Source organism: Streptomyces sp. NPDC107521, assembly GCF_055598485.1.
On the sequence record NZ_JBVKAT010000001.1, the window covers coordinates 286,827 to 305,005 of the forward strand.

The 18,179-nt window shown below is 75.0% G+C and carries 19 protein-coding genes; 6 read left to right on the plus strand and 13 right to left on the minus strand.

What is annotated here, in order from left to right; all coding sequences use genetic code 11:
• Window positions 1-78 precede the first annotated feature (78 nt).
• The 3 genes from ACZ7LB_RS01215 to ACZ7LB_RS01225 form a co-directional block, all read right to left on the minus strand.
• The gene (locus tag ACZ7LB_RS01215) at window positions 79-912 is read right to left on the minus strand and encodes a heme ABC transporter ATP-binding protein (RefSeq protein WP_471464626.1); all 834 of its coding nucleotides are present in this window, start codon (window positions 910-912) and stop codon (window positions 79-81) included.
• Window positions 913-1,013: 101 nt separating this feature from the next.
• Window positions 1,014-2,111 (minus strand): FecCD family ABC transporter permease, encoded by a 1,098-nt coding sequence (locus tag ACZ7LB_RS01220; RefSeq protein WP_471464628.1) that lies wholly within the window; start codon window positions 2,109-2,111, stop codon window positions 1,014-1,016.
• Window positions 2,111-3,121, minus strand: coding sequence for a heme/hemin ABC transporter substrate-binding protein (locus ACZ7LB_RS01225; RefSeq protein WP_471464630.1), 1,011 nt, complete (start codon window positions 3,119-3,121; stop codon window positions 2,111-2,113). Before ACZ7LB_RS01225 ends, ACZ7LB_RS01220 begins: the two co-directional genes overlap by 1 nt.
• A 100-nt stretch (window positions 3,122-3,221) precedes the next feature.
• On the opposite strand from ACZ7LB_RS01225, the gene ACZ7LB_RS01230 reads away from it, so the two are divergent.
• From ACZ7LB_RS01230 to ACZ7LB_RS01240, 3 genes are all read left to right on the plus strand, one after another.
• Entirely contained in the window at window positions 3,222-4,796 is a 1,575-nt protein-coding gene (locus ACZ7LB_RS01230) for an HtaA domain-containing protein (protein ID WP_471464632.1), read from the plus strand.
• 70 nt (window positions 4,797-4,866) lie between these two features.
• Window positions 4,867-6,519 (plus strand): HtaA domain-containing protein, encoded by a 1,653-nt coding sequence (locus tag ACZ7LB_RS01235; protein ID WP_471464634.1) that lies wholly within the window; start codon window positions 4,867-4,869, stop codon window positions 6,517-6,519.
• 69 nt (window positions 6,520-6,588) lie between these two features.
• Complete coding sequence (locus ACZ7LB_RS01240; RefSeq protein WP_471464636.1) at window positions 6,589-7,233, plus strand: PhzF family phenazine biosynthesis protein; 645 nt, start codon at window positions 6,589-6,591, stop codon at window positions 7,231-7,233.
• Between the two features lie 93 nt (window positions 7,234-7,326).
• Here the strand turns inward: ACZ7LB_RS01240 and ACZ7LB_RS01245 are convergent, their stop codons facing one another.
• Together ACZ7LB_RS01245 and map are read right to left on the minus strand one after the other, a co-directional pair.
• Window positions 7,327-7,974: a biliverdin-producing heme oxygenase gene (locus ACZ7LB_RS01245; RefSeq protein WP_471464638.1), complete on the minus strand. Its 648-nt coding sequence runs from the start codon at window positions 7,972-7,974 to the stop codon at window positions 7,327-7,329.
• 211 nt (window positions 7,975-8,185) lie between these two features.
• Window positions 8,186-9,043 carry a type I methionyl aminopeptidase gene (map, locus tag ACZ7LB_RS01250; RefSeq protein ID WP_471464640.1) on the minus strand — a complete coding sequence of 286 codons (858 nt, stop codon included), beginning with the start codon at window positions 9,041-9,043 and terminating at the stop codon, window positions 8,186-8,188.
• Between the two features lie 56 nt (window positions 9,044-9,099).
• Between map and ACZ7LB_RS01255 the strand changes: the two genes are divergently transcribed.
• Complete coding sequence (locus ACZ7LB_RS01255) at window positions 9,100-9,336, plus strand: hypothetical protein (protein ID WP_471464642.1); 237 nt, start codon at window positions 9,100-9,102, stop codon at window positions 9,334-9,336.
• A 16-nt stretch (window positions 9,337-9,352) separates the two neighbouring features.
• Here the strand turns inward: ACZ7LB_RS01255 and ACZ7LB_RS01260 are convergent, their stop codons facing one another.
• Window positions 9,353-10,621: an MFS transporter gene (locus ACZ7LB_RS01260; RefSeq protein WP_471465104.1), complete on the minus strand. Its 1,269-nt coding sequence runs from the start codon at window positions 10,619-10,621 to the stop codon at window positions 9,353-9,355.
• 418 nt (window positions 10,622-11,039) lie between these two features.
• Entirely contained in the window at window positions 11,040-11,639 is a 600-nt protein-coding gene (locus ACZ7LB_RS01265; RefSeq protein WP_471464644.1) for a hypothetical protein, read from the minus strand.
• 159 nt (window positions 11,640-11,798) lie between these two features.
• Between ACZ7LB_RS01265 and npdG the strand changes: the two genes are divergently transcribed.
• Together npdG and ACZ7LB_RS01275 are read left to right on the plus strand one after the other, a co-directional pair.
• Entirely contained in the window at window positions 11,799-12,533 is a 735-nt protein-coding gene (gene npdG, locus ACZ7LB_RS01270) for an NADPH-dependent F420 reductase (RefSeq protein WP_471464646.1), read from the plus strand.
• A 124-nt stretch (window positions 12,534-12,657) separates the two neighbouring features.
• On the plus strand, window positions 12,658-12,855 hold the full coding sequence (locus ACZ7LB_RS01275) for a hypothetical protein (protein WP_471464647.1): 198 nt from the start codon (window positions 12,658-12,660) through the stop codon (window positions 12,853-12,855).
• On the opposite strand, the gene ACZ7LB_RS01280 is transcribed toward ACZ7LB_RS01275, so the two are convergent.
• From ACZ7LB_RS01280 to ACZ7LB_RS01305, 6 genes are all read right to left on the minus strand, one after another.
• Entirely contained in the window at window positions 12,845-13,642 is a 798-nt protein-coding gene (locus tag ACZ7LB_RS01280) for a site-2 protease family protein (RefSeq protein WP_471464649.1), read from the minus strand. The two genes, ACZ7LB_RS01275 and ACZ7LB_RS01280, sit on opposite strands and share 11 nt — an antisense overlap.
• Before the next feature lie 294 nt (window positions 13,643-13,936).
• Window positions 13,937-14,710 (minus strand): nicotinamide mononucleotide transporter family protein, encoded by a 774-nt coding sequence (locus tag ACZ7LB_RS01285; protein WP_471464651.1) that lies wholly within the window; start codon window positions 14,708-14,710, stop codon window positions 13,937-13,939.
• A 112-nt stretch (window positions 14,711-14,822) separates the two neighbouring features.
• Entirely contained in the window at window positions 14,823-15,281 is a 459-nt protein-coding gene (locus ACZ7LB_RS01290; protein WP_471464653.1) for a riboflavin kinase, read from the minus strand.
• On the minus strand, window positions 15,274-15,798 hold the full coding sequence (locus ACZ7LB_RS01295; RefSeq protein WP_471464655.1) for a flavin reductase family protein: 525 nt from the start codon (window positions 15,796-15,798) through the stop codon (window positions 15,274-15,276). The genes ACZ7LB_RS01290 and ACZ7LB_RS01295 overlap by 8 nt, the downstream gene beginning before the upstream one ends.
• Before the next feature lie 47 nt (window positions 15,799-15,845).
• Window positions 15,846-17,192, minus strand: coding sequence for an NtaA/DmoA family FMN-dependent monooxygenase (locus tag ACZ7LB_RS01300; RefSeq protein ID WP_471464656.1), 1,347 nt, complete (start codon window positions 17,190-17,192; stop codon window positions 15,846-15,848).
• A 45-nt stretch (window positions 17,193-17,237) separates the two neighbouring features.
• On the minus strand, window positions 17,238-18,158 hold the full coding sequence (locus ACZ7LB_RS01305; RefSeq protein ID WP_471464658.1) for a ribokinase: 921 nt from the start codon (window positions 18,156-18,158) through the stop codon (window positions 17,238-17,240).
• Window positions 18,159-18,179 lie beyond the last annotated feature (21 nt).

Consider the following 18,179-nt stretch of genomic DNA (forward strand, 5'->3'; position numbering starts at 1 on the left):
CGGATCTCACGGCGGACGCGATGACACGAACCGGTCACGACGGCGAAAAGGAGTGATCATGGCTCGGTCAAAGCTGCGTCAAGAATCGCGCCGGGGGGTCACCAGCACCGCTCCCGTCCGCGGGTGCGCCAGCACCTCCACCGGCTGGTCGTACACCTCGGAGAGCAGTTCGTCGGAGAAGACGCCGGCCGGGGGCCCGTCGGCCCTGACACGCCCGGCGCACAGGATCGCCACCCGGTGCGCGTAGGCCGCCGCCAGCCCCAGGTCGTGCAGCACCACGACCACCGCGTCCCCGGCGTGCGCCCTTTCGCGGCACAGCCTCAGCACCAGCTCCTGGTGGCGCAGGTCCAGCGCCGCGGTCGGCTCGTCGAGCAGCAGCAGCGGGGCGCGCTGCGCGAGCACCCGGGCCAGCGCCACCCGGGCCCGCTCGCCGCCGCTGAGCGCGGAGAACGGCCGCCCGGCGAAGCCGGACACCTCCGTGCGCGCCATCGCGTCGGCCACCACCGCGTCGTCCTCGTCCTCCCGGTCCGTGCCCGCCCAGGGGGCGCGGCCCATCCGGACCACCTCCTCCACCGGGAACGGGAACGACAGCGAGGCGGACTGCGGCAGCACCGCGCGGCGCAGCGCCAGTTCCGGCGCCGACCAGTCGTCCACCGGCCTGCCGTGCACCCGCACCACCCCGCCGGCGGCCGGGACGTCCGCGGACAGGGCGCCCAGCAGGGTCGACTTGCCCGCCCCGTTGGGGCCCACCAGGGCCAGGACCTCGCCCGCGCGGACCGAGACGCCCACACCGTCGAGGACGCGCCGCCCCCCGAGGTCGACCCGCAGCCCCTCGGCCTCGGCGAGGACCTCGCCGGGGGCGGCCGGGGGCGGCGGCAGCGGACGGGGCGGGACCAGCCGCGGGAGTCTCAAGAGCCTGGCGCCTTTCGTGACAGGGGGGACGGGGGAGGGGGCGGCGGCCGGAGCCGGGGCCGGGACCGCGACCGGGGCGGCCGGGCCGCCGTGCGCGCGGCTCATGCCCAGCCTCCCTGCCGGCGCCGGGTGCGGCGCAGCAGCCAGAAGAAGAACGGGCTGCCGATCAGCGCCGTCAGCACTCCGAGCGGCAGCTCCGCGGGGGCCACGAGGGTGCGGGCCGCCAGGTCGGCGCCGAGCAGCACCAGCGCCCCGCCGAGCGCGCTGCCCGGGATCAGGAACCGGTGCCCCGGGCCCGCGGCCATCCGGATCAGGTGCGGGACGACGAGGCCGACGAAGCCGATGACGCCCGAGACGCTGACCGCGGCGGCCGTCAGCAGCGCCACCACGAGGATCAGCACGATCCGCAGCCGTTCCACGTCCACGCCCAGGTGCCGGGCCGGGCGGTCGCCGAGGGAGAGCAGGTCCAGCCGGCGGGCGTAGGCCGGGGCGAGCGCCAGCCCGATCACGGCACAGGGCAGCACCGCGAGCACCTTGGACCAGGTCGCCTGGGACAGCGAGCCGAGCTGCCAGAAGGTGATCTGGCTGACCCCGGCCGAGTCGGCCAGGAAGACGAACAGGCCGATCAGGGCACCGGCGAACGCGTTGATGGCGATGCCCATGAGAATGAGCGTCACCACCTCGGTGCGCCCCCGCGCCCGCGCCATGGCGTACACCAGCAGGACGGTGACCAGACCGGCGACGAAGGCCATCGCGGGCAGGGTCCAGCGGCCCAGGAAGTCCAGGCCGAGCGCGATGGCGGCGACCGCGCCGACGGCCGCGCCGGTGGAGACGCCGATGGTGCCCGGCTCCGCCAGCGGATTGCCGAACACGCCCTGCATCAGGGCGCCCGCGCAGCCCAGCGAGGCGCCGACGAGGAGGGCCAGCACGATCCGGGGCAGGCGCACGTTCCACAGCACCGACTCGGCGACCCGGTCCAGTTCGCCGCCGCCCAGCCCCGCGTGGTGCAGCAGGGAGCCGACGACGTCGCCGACCGGGATCGGGTAGGCGCCGGTGCCGGCCGCGACCGGGACGAGGACGAGCAGCCCGGCCAGCAGGGCGGCGGTCAGCAGCCAGGGGGTGCCGCGCCGCCGCCGGGGGGCCGCGCCCGGGGCGGGGGCGGGGGCCGCCGGGCGGGCCGGCTTCACCGGCGCGGTCATCAGGCGCCGTCCTTCGCGTAGAGCTGGTCGACGACGGAGGCGAGGACCTCGTCGGTGCGCGGGCCGTAGTTGAGGAGCACGCCGTCCTCCACGGAAACGATCCGCCGGTCCATCCCGGCCGGGGTCTGCGCGACGCCGGGTATCTCCACCAGCCCGTCGACGCCGCCGACCGACTCCAGGCCCTTGCTCATCACGAGGATGGCGTCGGGCGCCGCCTTGACCAGGGCCTCGCTGGTGATGGCGGTGAAGTCCTTGCGGAGCCCGGAGTCGGCGCCCGCGTCGAGCCCTCCGGCGGCCTCGATCAGCGAGGTGGCGCCGGAGTCCCGGCCGCCGAGGAGATAGACGGAGGCCGAGCCGCGCAGGTAGAGGAAGGCGACCCGCGGGGTGTCGGCGTGCCCGGGCACGCGCGCCCGGGCGGCGTCGATCCGCTCCGAGGAACGCCGCGTCAGTTCCTTCCCGGCGTCCGGCACACCGAGGGCCCCGGCGACCGCGGCGATCCGCGGGCCCACGTCGTCCAGGCTCTTGGCGGCCTCGACGAACAGCACCGGGACACCGGCGGAACGGATCTGCTCCACGGCCTCCTCGGGGCCGGTGGTGGTCTCCGCGATGACGAGGTCCGGGCGCAGCGAGAGCACGCTCTCGGCGGAGACGTCGTGGCCCCGGGTGACCACGGGCAGCTTCGCGGCCTGCTCGAAGGTGGCGGTGACGTCCCGGGCGACGACGCGGTCGCCGAGGCCCAGGGTGAAGACGATCTCGCTGAGGCTGCCGGAGAGCGGCACGATCCGCTCGGCCCGTTCCACCGTCACCTCGCCGCCGCCCGCGGAGCGGACGGTCACCGGAAGCTTCGGTTCCGGGGTTCGCGCCAGTGGCTCGACCCGGTCCGGGGCGGCTGCCGCCGGGGCCTTTCCCGCGGCGGGGGCCGCGGTGGAACCGCCGCACCCGGTCGCGGTGAGGGCGAGGGCGAGCACGGACAGCGCCGCTCCCGTCAGTCTTCTTCGCAAGGGTCGCACGGTCGCGTCCGTTCCTTTCCGTCACCTGCCGATATCGGCCGTTGTGGCTTAGGTTAGCCTTACCTCGCCCGCTACCGGTCGTCGACCCGGAGGAATTTTCATGCCCGCCCGCCTTCGCACCCTGGTCACGGTCCTGTGCGCGGCCGTCCTGGGGGCGCTGCTACCCCTCTCCGCCGCACACGCCGAGGCCCGGAACGTGCAGGGCGGACGGCTGGACTGGGGCATCAAGTCCTCCTTCCAGAGCTATGTCACCGGGCCCGTGGCGAAGGGCGGTTACTCCCTGACGGGCGGCGCCGCCACCGTCGGCGGCAGCACCTTCCGCTTCCACTCCGCGGCCGGTTCCTACGACGGCTCGACCGGTGCCTTCACCGCCGCCTTCGCCGGCGGCGTGCGCTTCGTCGGCCACCGGGCGGCGGACGGCTCCGCCCAGCTCGACCTGACCGTCAGCCGCCCCACGGTGCGCATCTCCGGCGGCGGCGGGACGCTCTTCGTGGACGTCGTCAGCAAGTCCAAGGAGACCGGGGTGGTCACGACCTCCCGTCAGGTGCCCTTCGCCTCCCTCTCCCTGGGCGGCATCAACATGCGGGGCGACGGCAACGCCGTGGTCCTCAACAACCTGCCCGCCACCCTCACCACCCAGGGCGCCCGGGCGTTCGCCGGGTTCTACGGCGCCGGCACCCCGCTCGACCCGGTGAGCCTGGCGGCGGACGTCCGCCCGGCGGCGGCCGAGACCCGGCCCACCCAGACCCCCCGGCCCACCGAGAAGGCCCCCGAGGCCGAGAAGAAGCCGAAGAAGTCCGACGAGGGCACGGCCCTGCGCGACGGCGCCGTCGACTGGGGCGTGCGCCGCACCTTCCGGGAGTACGTCACCGGCGACATCGCCGACGGCAAGTGGACCCTCACCGGCGGGGCGAAGGACGGCGGGGCCCTCTTCCGCTTCCCCGGCGGCAAGGGCACCTTCCGTGACGGGGCCCTCGACGCCTCCTTCACCGGCACACTCCGCTTCACCGGCGCCCACGGGCTCGACCTCGCCCTCAGCTCCGTCCGGGTCACCGTCAAGGGCGAGAAGGGCACGCTGTTCGCCGACGTGGCCGCCCCCGGGCTCACGGCGAAGAAGGTGGCGCTGGTCACCTTCGCCACCGGGAAGCTCAAGCCCGACGACGGGCTGGTCTCGGTGACCGAGGCCCCCGCGAAGCTCACCGGGCGCGGCGCCAAGGCCTTCGGCGGGATGTACCGGGGCGGCACCGAGATGGACCCGGTCTCCCTGGCCGTCGCCCTGACCGGCGACGCGAAGCTGCCCGCCCTGCCCGACCTGGGCAGCGCGCCCACCGCGTCCGCCGAGGACTCCGCCACCGCGTCCGCCGCCCCGCGGCCGTCGGCGGCGCCCGAGACCTCCGCCGAGCCCGTCGCGGCCTCCTCCGACGGCGGCGGCTTCCCCGCCACCGCCGTGGGCGTCGCGGCCGGCGCCCTGCTGCTGGTGGCCGGCGCTCTCGGAGCCCTCGCCGTCCGCCGCCGCCGCGCCGCGGCGGCCGCCGGTGCCGCCCCCGCCGCCGACTCCCCCGACTCCGCCGCCGGTTCTCCCGCGGCTCCCTCCGACTCCCCGGCGGACCCCGCCGGTTCGCCGGAACCCCCCGCTTCCCCGGCGTCCCCCGGCTCCCCCGGGGACACGGCCTGACCGCACCGGGCCGAGCCCCCGCCCGCCGCCACTCCCCCCGGCGGCCCCATCACCCAAGGAGACAACCGCCATGTCCGTCAGACGACGCCGCTCCACCGCCCTCGCCGCCGCCGTGGCCACCGCGACCGCGCTCGGTGCCACCGTCCTCGCCACCGCCGGGGCGGGCACCGCCTCGGCCGCCGAGGTCCCCCTCCAGGGCTACGAACTGACCTGGGGCATCAAGCAGTCGTACCGCACCTACGTCGCCACCTGGGCCAAGGGCGAGTTCACCCCCGCCGGGGGCGCGAGCCAGGCGGACGGCAACGGCGCCTTCACCTTCCCCGGCGGCAAGGGCACCTACGACCCGGTCGGGCACACCATGAACCTGGGCTTCCAGGGCAGCCTGGGCATCAAGTCCGAGGCGCACGGCTTCGCGTTCACGCTCTCGGACGTGAAGTTCGACAGCAAGGCGGGCGCGATCACCGCCGACGTCACCACCGGCACCACCACCCGGGACGACGTGCCGCTGGCCACCGTCGAGGTCACCCGCGACATGAAGGACATGGCGACCACGCTGACCGACGAGGCGGCGGACGTCCTGGGCAGCGACACCTACAAGGGCGCGGCCGGCGACCCGCTGACCCTGGTCCAGAAGAAGCCGGAGCCGACCGAGGAGCCGACCGGGACCCCGGAGCCGACGAAGGAGCCGACCGAGGAGCCGACCGGCACTCCGGAGCCGACGAAGGAGCCCACCGAGGAGCCGACCGGCACCCCCGAGCCCACCAAGGAGCCGACCGAGGAGCCCACCGGCACCCCCGAGCCGACCGACACCGCGACCACCACGCCGCCCGCCCCCCAGTCCCCGGTCCCGTCCGCCACGCCGTCCGCCACCGCCACCTGGACCCCCGCCCCCGCCAAGGGCGACATCGCCGACGGCACCCTCGGCTGGGGCGTCAAGGACTCCTTCCGCGCCTACGTCGTGGGCCCCGCCGCCAAGGGCCGGGTCACCGTCTCCGGCGGCGCCGTCCAGGCCGCGGGCAACGGCGTCTTCACCTTCAAGGACGCCACCGGCACCTACGACACCAAGGCCGGCACCCTGAGCGCCGCCTTCAAGGGCGCCGTCAACTTCAAGGGCCACGAGGACGGCGGCGGCTACGGCCTCGACCTGACCCTGAGCAACCTGAGGGCCGGTCTCAGCGGCGGCAGCGGCACGCTGACCGCCGACGTCTCCAGCCTCGGCGAGCGCACGGCGAACGTGGTCCTGGCCGACCTCAAGGCCCCGGGCACCACCCTCACCGCCAAGGACGACGTCATCACCGTCGAGGGCGTCACCGCGACCCTCACCGAGGCCGGCGCGACCGCCTTCGGCGACTTCTACACCGCGGGCACCGCGCTCGACACGGTCGACCTCTCGGTGGCGCTGAGCGAGGGCGCCCAGCTCCCCGACGGCAACGGCAACGGCTCCGGCGGCACGGGCAACGGCGGCTCGGGCAACGGCGGCTCGGGCTCCACCGGCGGCACCGGCTCCACCGGCGGACTCGGCGGCTCCGGCGGGATCACCGGCGGCACGGGCGGCATCGGCGGCTCCACCGGAGGCTTCGGCACCACCGGCGGCGGCAGCCTCGCCTCCACCGGCTCGGACCTGCCCGGCGCGGCGATCGGCACCGCGGCCGGCGCCGCCGTCGTCCTCGGCGCGGGCGCCGTCTACTTCGCCCGCCGCCGGCGCGAGGCCGAGGGCAACTGACCCTCCCGAGAAGCCCCTTCGCCGGGGCGGGGGCCCTCGTCCCCGCCCCGGCGGTGCTTGAATGCCCCGGTGACCGACTACGACGTACTGCGTGTCTTCTGCGCCCCGAACGGCGGCTACGGCAATGAACTCGGCGTCGTCCGCGAGGGTTCCGACCTGCCGGACCCGGCGGGACGGCAGGAGTTCGCCGCCGGGCTCGGCTTCAGCGAGACCGTGTTCGTCGACGATCCCGAGCGCGGCGTCGTCGACATCTACACGCCCACCCTGCGGCTGCCGTTCGCCGGGCACCCCTGCGTCGGCACGGCCTGGCTCCTCGACGTTCCCGAACTGGTCGCCCCGGCCGGGGCGATGGGGGTCCGGCTGGACGGGGAGTTCAGCTGGATCGAGGCCCGCCCGGAGTGGGCGCCGCCGCGCAGCCTGCGCCGGTACGCCACCGTCGCGGAGGTCGAGGACCTGACGGTGCCGCCGCCGGGGGAGTGGGTCTACGCCTGGGCGTGGGAGGACGAGGCGGCGGGCCGCGTCCGCGCCCGGGGCTTCCCGGGCCGCGACGACGGCATCGAGGAGGACGAGGCGACCGGGGCCGCGGCCCTGCTGCTGACCGAACGCCTCGGCCGCGCCCTCAACATCACCCAGGGGGCGGGCTCCCAGATCCTGACCGCGCCGCAGCCCGGGGGCTGGGTGGAGATCGGCGGCCGGGTCCGCCTGGACCGCTGACCCCCGTCCGCGCGCCCGCCCCCGCACGCACGACGCACCGGTCCCCCCGGCGTACGGAACGCCGGGGGGACCGGTGCGTCGTGCCGCGGTCCGTCAGGCGGACAGCGGGAACTCCTCGCCCAGCGCCCGGAAGACCGCCGTGTTCAGCGCGAACGCCCGCTTGCACTCGCCCACCACGCGCTGCTGCTCCAGCTCGTCGGCGCGTATGCCGTCCAGCAGCTCGCGGTACTCGCGCTTGAAGGCGGCCGGGTTGCCGATGCCCTCGAAGACGTAGAAGCGGACCCCGTCGCCCTTCTTGTCGAAGCCCCAGGTGCGCTCGGCCTTGTCGCGGATGATCTGACCGCCGGAGAGGTCACCGAGGTAGCGGGTGTAGTGGTGCGCCACATAGCCGCCCGGCCACTCCTCGGCGCACTCGCGGACCCGGGCCGCGTACTCCTCGGTGGCGGGCAGCGCGGTCAGCCCGGCGCGCCAGTCGGCGCCGCGCAGATGGGCCAGGTCCTGCTCCAGCGACGGCAGCCGCATCAGCTCCGGGCGGATGAACGGTCCGGCGAGCGGGTCGGAGGCCAGCCGGTCGGCGGCGGCCTCCAGGGCTTCGTAGACGAACCAGAGCTGCTCGGTGTAGCGCGCGTACGCGTCGACGCCGAGCCGGCCCCCGAGCAGATCGCTCATGAACGTCGAGGTTTCCGCTTCGACGTGCTGTTCGTGGGAGGCCGTGCGGATAAGGGTCGAGAAGGAGTCCATGGGGTGATCTTCTATGGTTAGGCTTGCCTAAGTCAATCCTTTGCCGACAGTTCGTCGGTAAAGTTTCCGACACGACGTCGGAAAAGTGTGCCGCACTTCCCCGGAACGCGAAAGGGCCCGCCCCCGGGGAGGGGGCGGGCCGTGCGTCCGGGCCGGAAGATCCGGTTCCGTGAAGCCGGTGCCGGTGCCGGCACCGGGTGGTCCGGGCGGGTCAGGGCAGGGTGAGGATCTCCGTGCCCGAGTCCGTCACCACCAGGGTGTGCTCGAACTGGGCGGTCCGCCGGCGGTCCTTGGTGACGACCGTCCAGCCGTCGTCCCACATGTCGTACTCGTGCGTCCCGAGGGTCAGCATCGGCTCGATGGTGAACGTCATCCCGGGCCGGATCACGGTCGTCGCGTGCGGGCTGTCGTAGTGCGGGACGATCAGCCCGGAGTGGAACGCGGAGCTGATCCCGTGCCCGGTGAAGTCACGCACCACCCCGTACCCGAAGCGCTTGGCGTACGACTCGATCACCCGGCCGATGATGTTGATCTGGCGGCCCGGCCGCACCGCCCTGATCGCGCGGTCCAGCGACTCCCGGGTGCGCTCGACCAGGAGGCGGCTCTCCTCGTCCACGTCGCCGACGAGGTAGGTGGCGTTGTTGTCCCCGTGCACCCCGCCGATGTACGCGGTCACGTCCAGGTTCACGATGTCGCCGTCGCGCAGCACCGTGGAGTCCGGGATGCCGTGGCAGATGACCTCGTTGACCGAGGTGCAGAGCGACTTGGGGTAGCCGCGGTAGCCGAGCGTCGAGGGGTAGGCCCCGTGGTCGCACATGTACTCGTGCGCCACCCGGTCCAGTTCGTCCGTGGTCACGCCGGGCGCGATCCGCTCGGCCGCCGCCGCCATCGCCCGCGCCGCGATCCGCCCGGCCAGGCGCATCGCCTCGACGGTCTCCGGGGTCTGCACCTCGGGCCCGGTGTACGGGGCGGGCGCGGGCCGCCCGACGTACTCGGGCCGGCGGATGTTTCCGGGCACGGAACGGGTGGGGGACAGCTCCCCCGGAACGAGCAGCGACTGGCCAGACATGGCAGCGAGTCTAACCAGCGGATGGGGGAACATGACGAGGACGAGAGGAGCTGGTCATGGCCCTGTTCAAGAAGCGCACGGTGGGCAAACCGGGCGAGTGGTACTACTGCCTGGAGCACAAGAAGGTGGAGGAGGGCCCGGAGTGCCCGGCCAGGGACCGCTTCGGACCGTACGCCTCCCGCGCCGAGGCCGAGCAGGCGATGCGCACCGCGCGGGAGCGCAACCTGGAGTGGGAGAACGACCCCAAGTGGCACGACGCCCCCGCCGGCCGCCCGGAGGAGGGCACGGACTGATCCCCGGCCGGGCCGCTCAGGTCTCCGCGGCGGCTGCGCGCGCGGCGCGCAGCCGCACCGCGTGCTCGTCGGTCCGGGCGTCGTAGGCCATCATCGCGGGCAGGCACAGCGCCAGCAGCCCCACCGCGCCCGCGCACACCAGCCCGCCCGACCACACCGAGGCCCGCACCCCCATCAGCGCCGCCGCGCCGCCCGCCCGGACCTGGCCCAGCTGCGGCCCCACCGAGTAGGACAGCACCTCGATCCCGGCGAGCCGCCCGCGCAGCCCGTCCGGGATCGTCTGGTTCCACATCGCGCTGCGGAAGACGCCGCTCACCATGTCGCAGGCGCCGCCCGCGGCCAGGCACAGCAGCACCAGCCAGAGGTCGCCGGCGACGCCCGCCGCGGCGATGGCCGCGCCCCAGCCCGCCGCCGCGAGCACCACCATCCGCCCGTGCCGCCGCACCCGCGACGTCCATCCGCTGCTGAGGCTCACCAGCAGCGAGCCGGCCGGGACGGCCGCGTACATCAGCCCCAGCGACCAGGGCGCGTCCAGCTCGTCCGCCAGGAACGGCAGCACCGCCAGCGGCATGGCCAGGAACATCGCCGCCAGGTCGACCGCGTAGGTGCCCAGCAGCTCCTTGCGGCCCCACGCGTACCGCGCGCCCTCCGCGATCGCCGACCACGAGGGCCGCGCCGCCTCCCGGGAGGCGGGCGAGGCGGCCAACCCCAGGGCCAGGACGACCGAGGCGGCGAAGGTCAGCAGGTCCACCGCGTACGCCCAGCCCAGTCCGGCCCAGGCGACCACCACCCCGGCCAGCGCGGGACCGGCGACCCCGCCGAGCTGCCAGCGCAGCGAGGTCAGCGCGGCGGCGGCGGGCAGGTGCTCGTGGGCCACGATGCGCGGGATCAGCGAGTCCAGCGCGGGCCGCTGCACCCCGCCGAGCGCCGAGGTGAGGGCGGCCACGAGGTACAGCGGCCACACCGCCGGGGCCGGGAGCAGCGCGTTGACCAGCAGCACCGCGCAGAGCACGCCCTGGCCGGCCTCCGTCCAGAGGATCAGTCGCCGCTTGTCCGCGGCGTCGGCCAGGGCGCCGCCGTACAGCCCGAACACCACCAGCGGCACCAGCTCCACGGCGCCGATCGCGCCGACGGCCGCGGCGGAGCCGGTCTGCTCCTTGACCTGCACCGGCAGGGCGACGAAGGTCAGGAAGCTCCCGAAGTTGGTGATCAGCCCGGCCACCCAGAGCCGACGGAAGTCGGCGGAGGCCCGCCAGGGCGACAGATCGGGCAGCAGCCCCCGCAGCCCGGCCCGCCGCGCGGGGGCCCCGGCGGTCTCGGCGGCGGCCGGGCGCGGTGCGGGCTCCGCGGGCCCGTCCGGCGCGGCGGAGGGAGCGGCGGCGGAGGCGATGACGGGAGTGGTGGCGGCGCCGGTGACGACTCCGGAGCGGGCCGGGGCGGCGGGCGCGGGGGAGGGTTCCGCGGACGCCGCGGCGGCGGCGCCGGGGGCCGCACCGGGGGAGCCGGACGGCACGGGGGGAGCGGCCGGGGCCGTGGCGGGCGTACCGGCGGGGCGGGCGGCGGGTCCGGCGGGCGGCCCGGTGGCGGGTCCGGAGGGGGCGGTGGGCGGTGCGGGGGGCTCGTCGGGGGGTTCTCCGGTCACGAGGGGTCATCGTGGGGCGGCGCGGAAGCCCCGGGCAACCGGTTTTCCGTGCCGCCCGGCGTCACCAGCGCGGCGGGGGCGGGGCCGTGAGCCGGTCGGCCAGCCGGGAGAGCCGGTCCCGGAAGCGGTGGTGACCCCGGGGCGGCACCGCGTTCTCCCCGGCCGCCGCGCTGACCAGGTGCTGCACCGTGTCCAGGTCCAGCTCGGCGCCGTCCGGCACGGTCAGCGCCTCGTGCGCCAGCGCCACCAGCTCCCGTTCGCCCGCGCCCAGCGACAGCACCGTCGCCCCCGCCCGCCGGGCGTCGTGCACCCGCTCCAGCAGCGGGGCGCCGGGCGCGCCGGGCGCCACCACCAGCAGGGTCTCCCCGCGCCGGGCCGCCGCCAGCCGCCCCAGCCCCACCGCCAGATGCGCCGGGTCCGAGGGGCGCGCCGCGTGCCGCACCAGGGTGGGCGCCAGCTCCGGCGTCCCCGACCAGGCGGCCTCGTCCACCAGGTGCGCCGCCAGGTGCCACGGCTCGTGCGCCGCCGTCCCCACCAGCAGCAGCCCGCCCCCGTGCGACACGACCGAGCCGCGCAGCGCCCCCGCGAACCTCCGGGTGGCACCCAGCCACTCCGTCCCGGCGAGCACTTCCCGCAGCAGCGCTACCCGTACGGCGTCCATACCGGCGCATCCTGCCGCAACCGGGGTGCCCGCGGGCGGGGTTCACCCCGGATTCACCCGGTCCGGGGACGGCGGACCGCGCCCGCCGCCATCCCGCGCCCCCGGCCGCGCCGCCCCGCCGGGCCACTGCCGCCGCCGGGGGCGACGTAGGGTCGGACCATGACCTCCACGGACCGCACCGACAGCTCCCACGGCGCCGACCGCCCCGCGGCCAGGACACCCGCCAAGGACCCCTGGGACCTGCCCGACGTCTCCGGCCTGGTCGTCGGCGTCCTCGGCGGCACCGGCCCCCAGGGCAGGGGGCTCGCCCAGCGCCTCGCCCGCGCCGGCCAGAAGGTGATCGTCGGCTCCCGCGCCGCCGAGCGCGCCCGCGCCGCCGCCTCGGAGATCGGGTACGGCGTCGAGGGCGACGACAACGCCGGCACCGCCCGCCGCAGCGACATCGTCATCGTCGCCGTCCCCTGGGAGGGCCACGCCGCGACGCTGGAGTCGCTGCGCGCGGAACTCACCGGCAAGCTCGTCGTCGACTGCGTCAACCCGCTCGGCTTCGACAAGAAGGGCGCCTACGCGCTCCGGCCCGAGGAGGGCAGCGCCGCCGAGCAGGCCGCCGCCCTGCTGCCCGGCAGCCGGGTCACCGCCGCCTTCCACCACCTGTCCGCGGTGCTGCTCCAGGACCCGGACACCGCCTCCGTCGACACCGATGTGATGGTGCTCGGGGAGGACCGGGCCGACGTGGAGACCGTGCAGGCGCTCGCCGGGCGCATCCCCGGCATGCGCGGCGTCTTCGCCGGGCGGCTGCGCAACGCCCACCAGGTCGAGGCGCTGGTCGCCAACCTGATCTCGGTCAACCGCCGCTACCGGGCGCACGCGGGGCTCCGCCTCACCGACGTATGAGGTCATGGGGGACACTGGTGGCTGCCGCCACGCACCCGGGGCGCGGCCGCCCGCCGCGCGGCGGGGGCGGTGCGGTGCCCGCGGTGCCCCGGCACCCGCACGTGTCCCCCGACAGGAGAGCCCCATGCCCCGCCTCGCCCTCTACACCCTGGCCGTCTGCCTGCTCGCCGTGGCCGCCGCCGTCGTCTCCTTCACCCGCGGCGGCGTGCTGATCGGGGTCGTGTGGGTGCTGCTCGCGGGGCTGTCGTCCAACATGTGCTGGTACTACCTGAAGCGCGGGCGGGCCGCCCGGGGCAGCGGCGGCGGGCCCGCTACCGGCTGACCGCGCAGAGGCCGTCGGTCTGCCAGAAGCGGTACGGCTCGAAGCCGCAGTGGATGTCCGGCTCGCCGACGCCCAGCCCCCGCAGGACCGTGTGGACCGCGTCGGAGAACACCCCGTTCAGCGACGGCAGCCACAGCAGCGCGAACACGATCAGCAGGCCGAACGGGGCCAGCGGCTCCACCTGCCGCCGCACCGCGTGCGTGAGCCACGGCTCCACGACGCCGTAGCCGTCCAGGCCCGGCACCGGCAGGAGGTTCAGGATCGCCGCGGTGACCTGGAGCAGCGCGAGGAGGGCCAGCGCCTGCCGGAAGCCGCGCGGCACGCCGTCCGACGCGCCGAGCCAGAACGGGGCGGTGCGGACGAGGGCGAACAGCACGTTCGTCAGCGGGCCCGCGGCCGAGACCGGACTGTGCCGAGCACGGCCCCGGATCCGGGAGCGCTCGATGTGCACCGCGCCGCCCGGCAGGCCGATCCCGCCCATGACGACGAACAGCACCGGGAGCACGACGCTCAGCAGCGGGTGGGTGTGCTTCACCGGGTTCAGCGTGAGGTAGCCCTTGGCACCGACGGTGAGGTCGCCGGCGTGCAGGGCGGTGCGGGCGTGCGCGTACTCGTGCAGGCACAGCGACACCACCCAGGCCGCCGTCACGAACAGGAACACCGCGAGGCCCGGCCGCTCCGCGAAACCGGTCCACGCCGCCCAGCCGGCGGCCGCCGCCACCGCGGCGATCCCCGGGAAGACGGGGCTGATCCGCCGCTCGCCGGGCCGGACGGTGGCGCTGACCATGGGACTCCGACCGCGCTCGGGGACCGGACCGTCCGGCGGTGTCCCGCGCCCCGCGTCCACCGTGAGCGCCGGCCCGCGTCCACCGCGAGCACCGCCCCCGCGGCCACCGCGCGCGTCCGGGCCGGGCGCACGCGTCCCCGGTGTCCCGCCGCGCCGGCCCCCCACACGCGCGAGGCGCACCGCGGGCGTCCTTGCCCGCGGTGCGCCTCGCACCGGTCGTTCCCCCTCGTACGGTCCTGCCCGGACGCGCGCGACGGTGTCGCGTCCGGGGGCCGTGGCCCCGGGGCCGCTCCGTCAGCCGGAGGTCCGGCCGCCCCCGGCGGACTCCGGTGACGTCCGCTCCGCGGTGGCGGTCGTGGCGGCCGGGGTGGCGGCGCCCGCCGGGACGTCGTCCCGGCCCTCGACCACGACGGCCGGCTCCAGCGGGGAGGTGACGTCCTGGTTGCGGCTGTGCGCGGCCCAGTCGCGGATGCCGATGAGGACCATCACGAAGAAGATCGCGTAGACGATGCCGGAGAAGTACAGCTCGGAGTGGATGGCGAGCGGCACGCCGACGAGGTCGACCGCCAGCCAGACGAACCAGAACTCCACGTACCGGCGGGCCTGCGTGTACATCGCGAGGATCGAGCCGACGAAGATCCAGGCGTCCGCGAGGATCATCCACATCGGGGCGCCCGGGTAGAACGAGGCGTCGGTGGCCCGCAGCAGGGCGGCGAAACCGGTGGTGCCCAGCACCATCGCGGCGACGAGCACCGTGCGCTCACGCCCCATCGCCCAGCGGACGTTGATGGAGCCCTCCTTCTCGCGGCTGCGCTTCCACGTCGCCCAGCCCCAGGAGGCCGATGCTATGATCACGACCTGACGGGCCGCGTTGCCCCCCAGGTGCACATTGAGGCTGGCGATCAGCAGCAGCACCGAGCCGAGGATCTGAACCGGCCAGGCCGTCAGGGACCGTCGCAGAGCCAGCCACACGGTGGCAAGCGCCAGGATGTTCCCCAGGAAGTCCGACCAGTACACGGGGATCCCGAACAGGTCGAACTGAGTGTTCAACCACTCGAATGCGCTCATTGTTAAACACCTTTGTTCGTCGGAGCAGGTCTGGCGTGGGGTCCAGGTGTCGTCGGCCGCGATGGGCCGCGAGCGGCGGCGCGGGGCCGTCGGAAGGGGGAGCGGGGGCCGCTCAGAGGGACGCGGTCCGCCGGTGCAGCGCGTGTACGGCGGTCAGCGCCCGCCTCCCGGAGGGGGAGGCCAGGAGGGCATCGGACCGGGAGACGTCCCGTCGCGCGGCGTGCACCATGGCGGCCGGCGAGGAGAACTTCACGGTGTCCCTGATCCGTGCCACGAACCACACGCCGACGCGTTCTCCGTAGAACTCGTCCGTCGTGTCGTGGCAGTACACCTCGATATGGATGTCCGCCGTGTCGCAGAAGGTCGGGTTCGACCCGATGCTGATCGTGCCGCGGTGAACGGCACCCGTCGTGCGGCGGACGAGCCATCCGCTGTAGATCGCGGGCGCCGGGACCGGTGAGTCCGGGTCGGCCGCGATGTTGGCGGTCGGGAACCCGAGCCCGCGGCCCCGCCCGGCACCGTGCACCACGGTGCCGGTCAGGAGCGCGCGGGCGGTCGGGCTGTCAGGCATGGGGAGCGAGCTCCCGGAACTGGCTGGTGTGGAAGACGAGCGGCTCGACACCGGAGAACAGCTCGGCGGTGAGCAGCTCCAGCAGGACGATCTCATGGTCGCCGCCGTCGTACACGGCGCCCACGCGGGCCGTCAGCCAGAGCGCCGCGTCGTCGATCAGCACGCCCCCCTGGGGGGTGGCCCGCCAGGTGACGCCGTCGAAGCGGTCCACGCCCCGGGACGCCAGGCGGCGGCAGAGGCCCCCCTGGTCGCGGCTGAGCACGCTGAGCCCGAGGACGGGCGCCTCCGCCAGCCGCGGCCAGGTGGTCGAGGTGCGGGCCACGCTGATCGCGACCATCGGCGGTTCGAGGGAGATCGAGACGAACGAACTCGCCGCGAACCCGACGGGCTCGGTGCCGCGCAGCGCGCCGATGGCGACCACGCCGGTCGGGTAGGCCCCGAACGCCTCCCGCAGCGTCGCCGCGGTCAGCTCCGCGGGCACGGGTGTACCGGGCGGGTGGTGGACGGACGTGACCATGGTGCTCGACTTCCTCTCGTCACGGGGGGTTCTGGGCGCTTCGCCGGTCAGTGCCGGTACCGGGCGGCGGGGTGGCTGTCCGGCAGCGCGCTGCCGGGGGCGCCGGTGAGCCGCTCGCGCAGGCTCTCGCCCTCCGTGTACTCGCCGCGGAAGGCGCCGCGGGCCCGCAGGATCGGCAGCACCGACTCGACGAAGTCCGTGGTCGAGGCCGGCTGGACGGTCGGGGAGAGCAGGAAGCCGTCGAGGTCGGCGCCCTCGGCGAGCGCGCAGATCTCGTCCGCGATCTCCTCGGCGGTGCCCACCACCGGCCGGGCGCCCACGCCGTGGGTGTGCCAGTCGGCGAGGACGTCGCCGACGGTCTTGCCCGCGAAGCGCGCGACCTGGGTCTGCGACATCTCGGTGGACAGCTCCGTCATCGGCGTCTCGGGGGCGTACTCGGAGAGGTCGAGCCCGGTGAACATGGCGTAGCTGGCGAGCGTGACCTCGGGGCGCTGGGCGTCGAGGATGCTGCGGTAACGGCGCTCGGCGTCGGCGGTGGTGGCGCCGACGACACAGGAGAACGCCGACATGATCTTCACCTGGTCGGCGCGGCGGCCCGCCTTGACGGCCTCCTCGCGGATGGACGCGGTGTGCCCGGCGAGCTGCTGGACCGAGCCGCTGCCCACGAACATGCACTCGCCGTGCCGTCCGCCGACCCGGCGGCCGGCCGGGGAGGCGCCGGCCTGGAAGAGGACGGGCGTGCCCTGGGGGGAGCGGGCCGTGTTGCCGTAGCCCTCGGAGCGGAAGAACGGGCCCTCGTGCTTGACCAGGTGCACCTTGGCGGGGTCGGCGAACCGGCCGTCCTTGTCCTTCTCCAGGGCGTCCGGCTCCCAGGCGCCCTCCCAGTACTTGTAGACGAGGTCGAGGAAGTCCTCGGCCATGCGGTAGCGGTCGTCGTGGGCCACCATGTCCATGCCGAACGCCTTCACGGCGGTGTCGGCGGTGCCGGTGGTGACGACGTTCCAGCCGATGCGGCCGCCGGAGAGCTGGTCGATCGTGGCCATGCGGCGGGCGAACGCGTACGGCGGTTCCACCAGGACGGAGCCGGTCATGACGAGACCCAGGTTCTTCGTCGTCGACAGCAGCGCGGAGGCGACGACCATCGGGTCGAGCCGCGGCAGGTCGAGGGTCTCCTCGGTGGCGATGGGCGGCCGGGAGCCGTTGATCTCGGACCAGCCCCAGGCGTCCGCGAGGAAGAGGAAGTCCAGCTTCGCGTCCTCGCAGACCGCGGCGAGGTCGCGCCAGTACTCAAGGGTGTCGAAGAGGTGCCGTTGGCTGTCGGGGTGGCGCCAGGTGGCCGTGCCGCTCGCGTTGGTCTGCGCGTTCTCGAAGACGCCGATCTTGAGGTTCCTCATGGGGTGGTTCTCCGTTGTGCTGGTGGGTGACCCGCGTTGGGGTGGTCAGGAAGCGGTGGTGACCGCGGGTACGTCGAGCTGTGCCGCGTACGGCATGGACGACTGGGCGCCGAGTCCGGTGACGGCGTGGGACGCGGCGCGCACGGCGCGTTCCACCGAGGCCGCGAGGCTTCCGCCCCGGCCGAGGGCGTCCGCGAGGGCGCCGCAGAAGGTGTCGCCGGCGCCCACGGTGTCGACGGCGTTCACGACGGGCGCGGGAACGTGGGTGATCGTCGGATCGTGCGCCTCCTTCAGGATGGCGCCGTCCGCGCCGAGTGTCACCACCACGGCCCGGCACGGCAGCGCGGCACCGGTCAGCAGCGCGTGCGCCCCGTCGAGGGTGGTGGGCGGCTCGGTTCCGAGCAGCGTGGCGAGTTCGCCCAGGTTGGGGACGAGGACGTCGACGGCGGCGAGGGTCTCCCGCGACGCCGGACGGGCGGGGGCCGGGTTGAGGACGACGAGTCCGCCCTGCTCACGGCCGCGCCGGACGGCGGCGTCCACCACGTCCTGGGCGATCTCGTTCTGGACGAGGACGACCTCGCCGGGCGAGCGGACCAGGCGGGCCGGGAGGTCCTCGACGCCCAGTTCGGCGTTGGCCCCCGCGTTCACGACGATGGTGTTCTCGCCGTCGCTGTCCACGACCACCGCGGCGATCCCCGTGGGGACCCGCTCGTCCGACCGCACGTCGGCGATGTCCACCCCTTCGGCGGCGAGCGCGTCGAGGATGGCGGTCCCGTCCGCGCCGACCCGGGCCACGAGGCGCACCCGCGAACCGAGGCGGGCGGCGGCGACGGCCTGGTTGGCGCCCTTGCCGCCGGTGCCCTCCACGAAGTGCCGGCTGAGAACGGTCTCGCCGGGGCGTGGCAGGTCCCGAACGGTCAGGACGAAGTCTCGGTTCACCGAACCGACGACCGTGATGGACGACATGGACACTCCTTGGGAGATCGA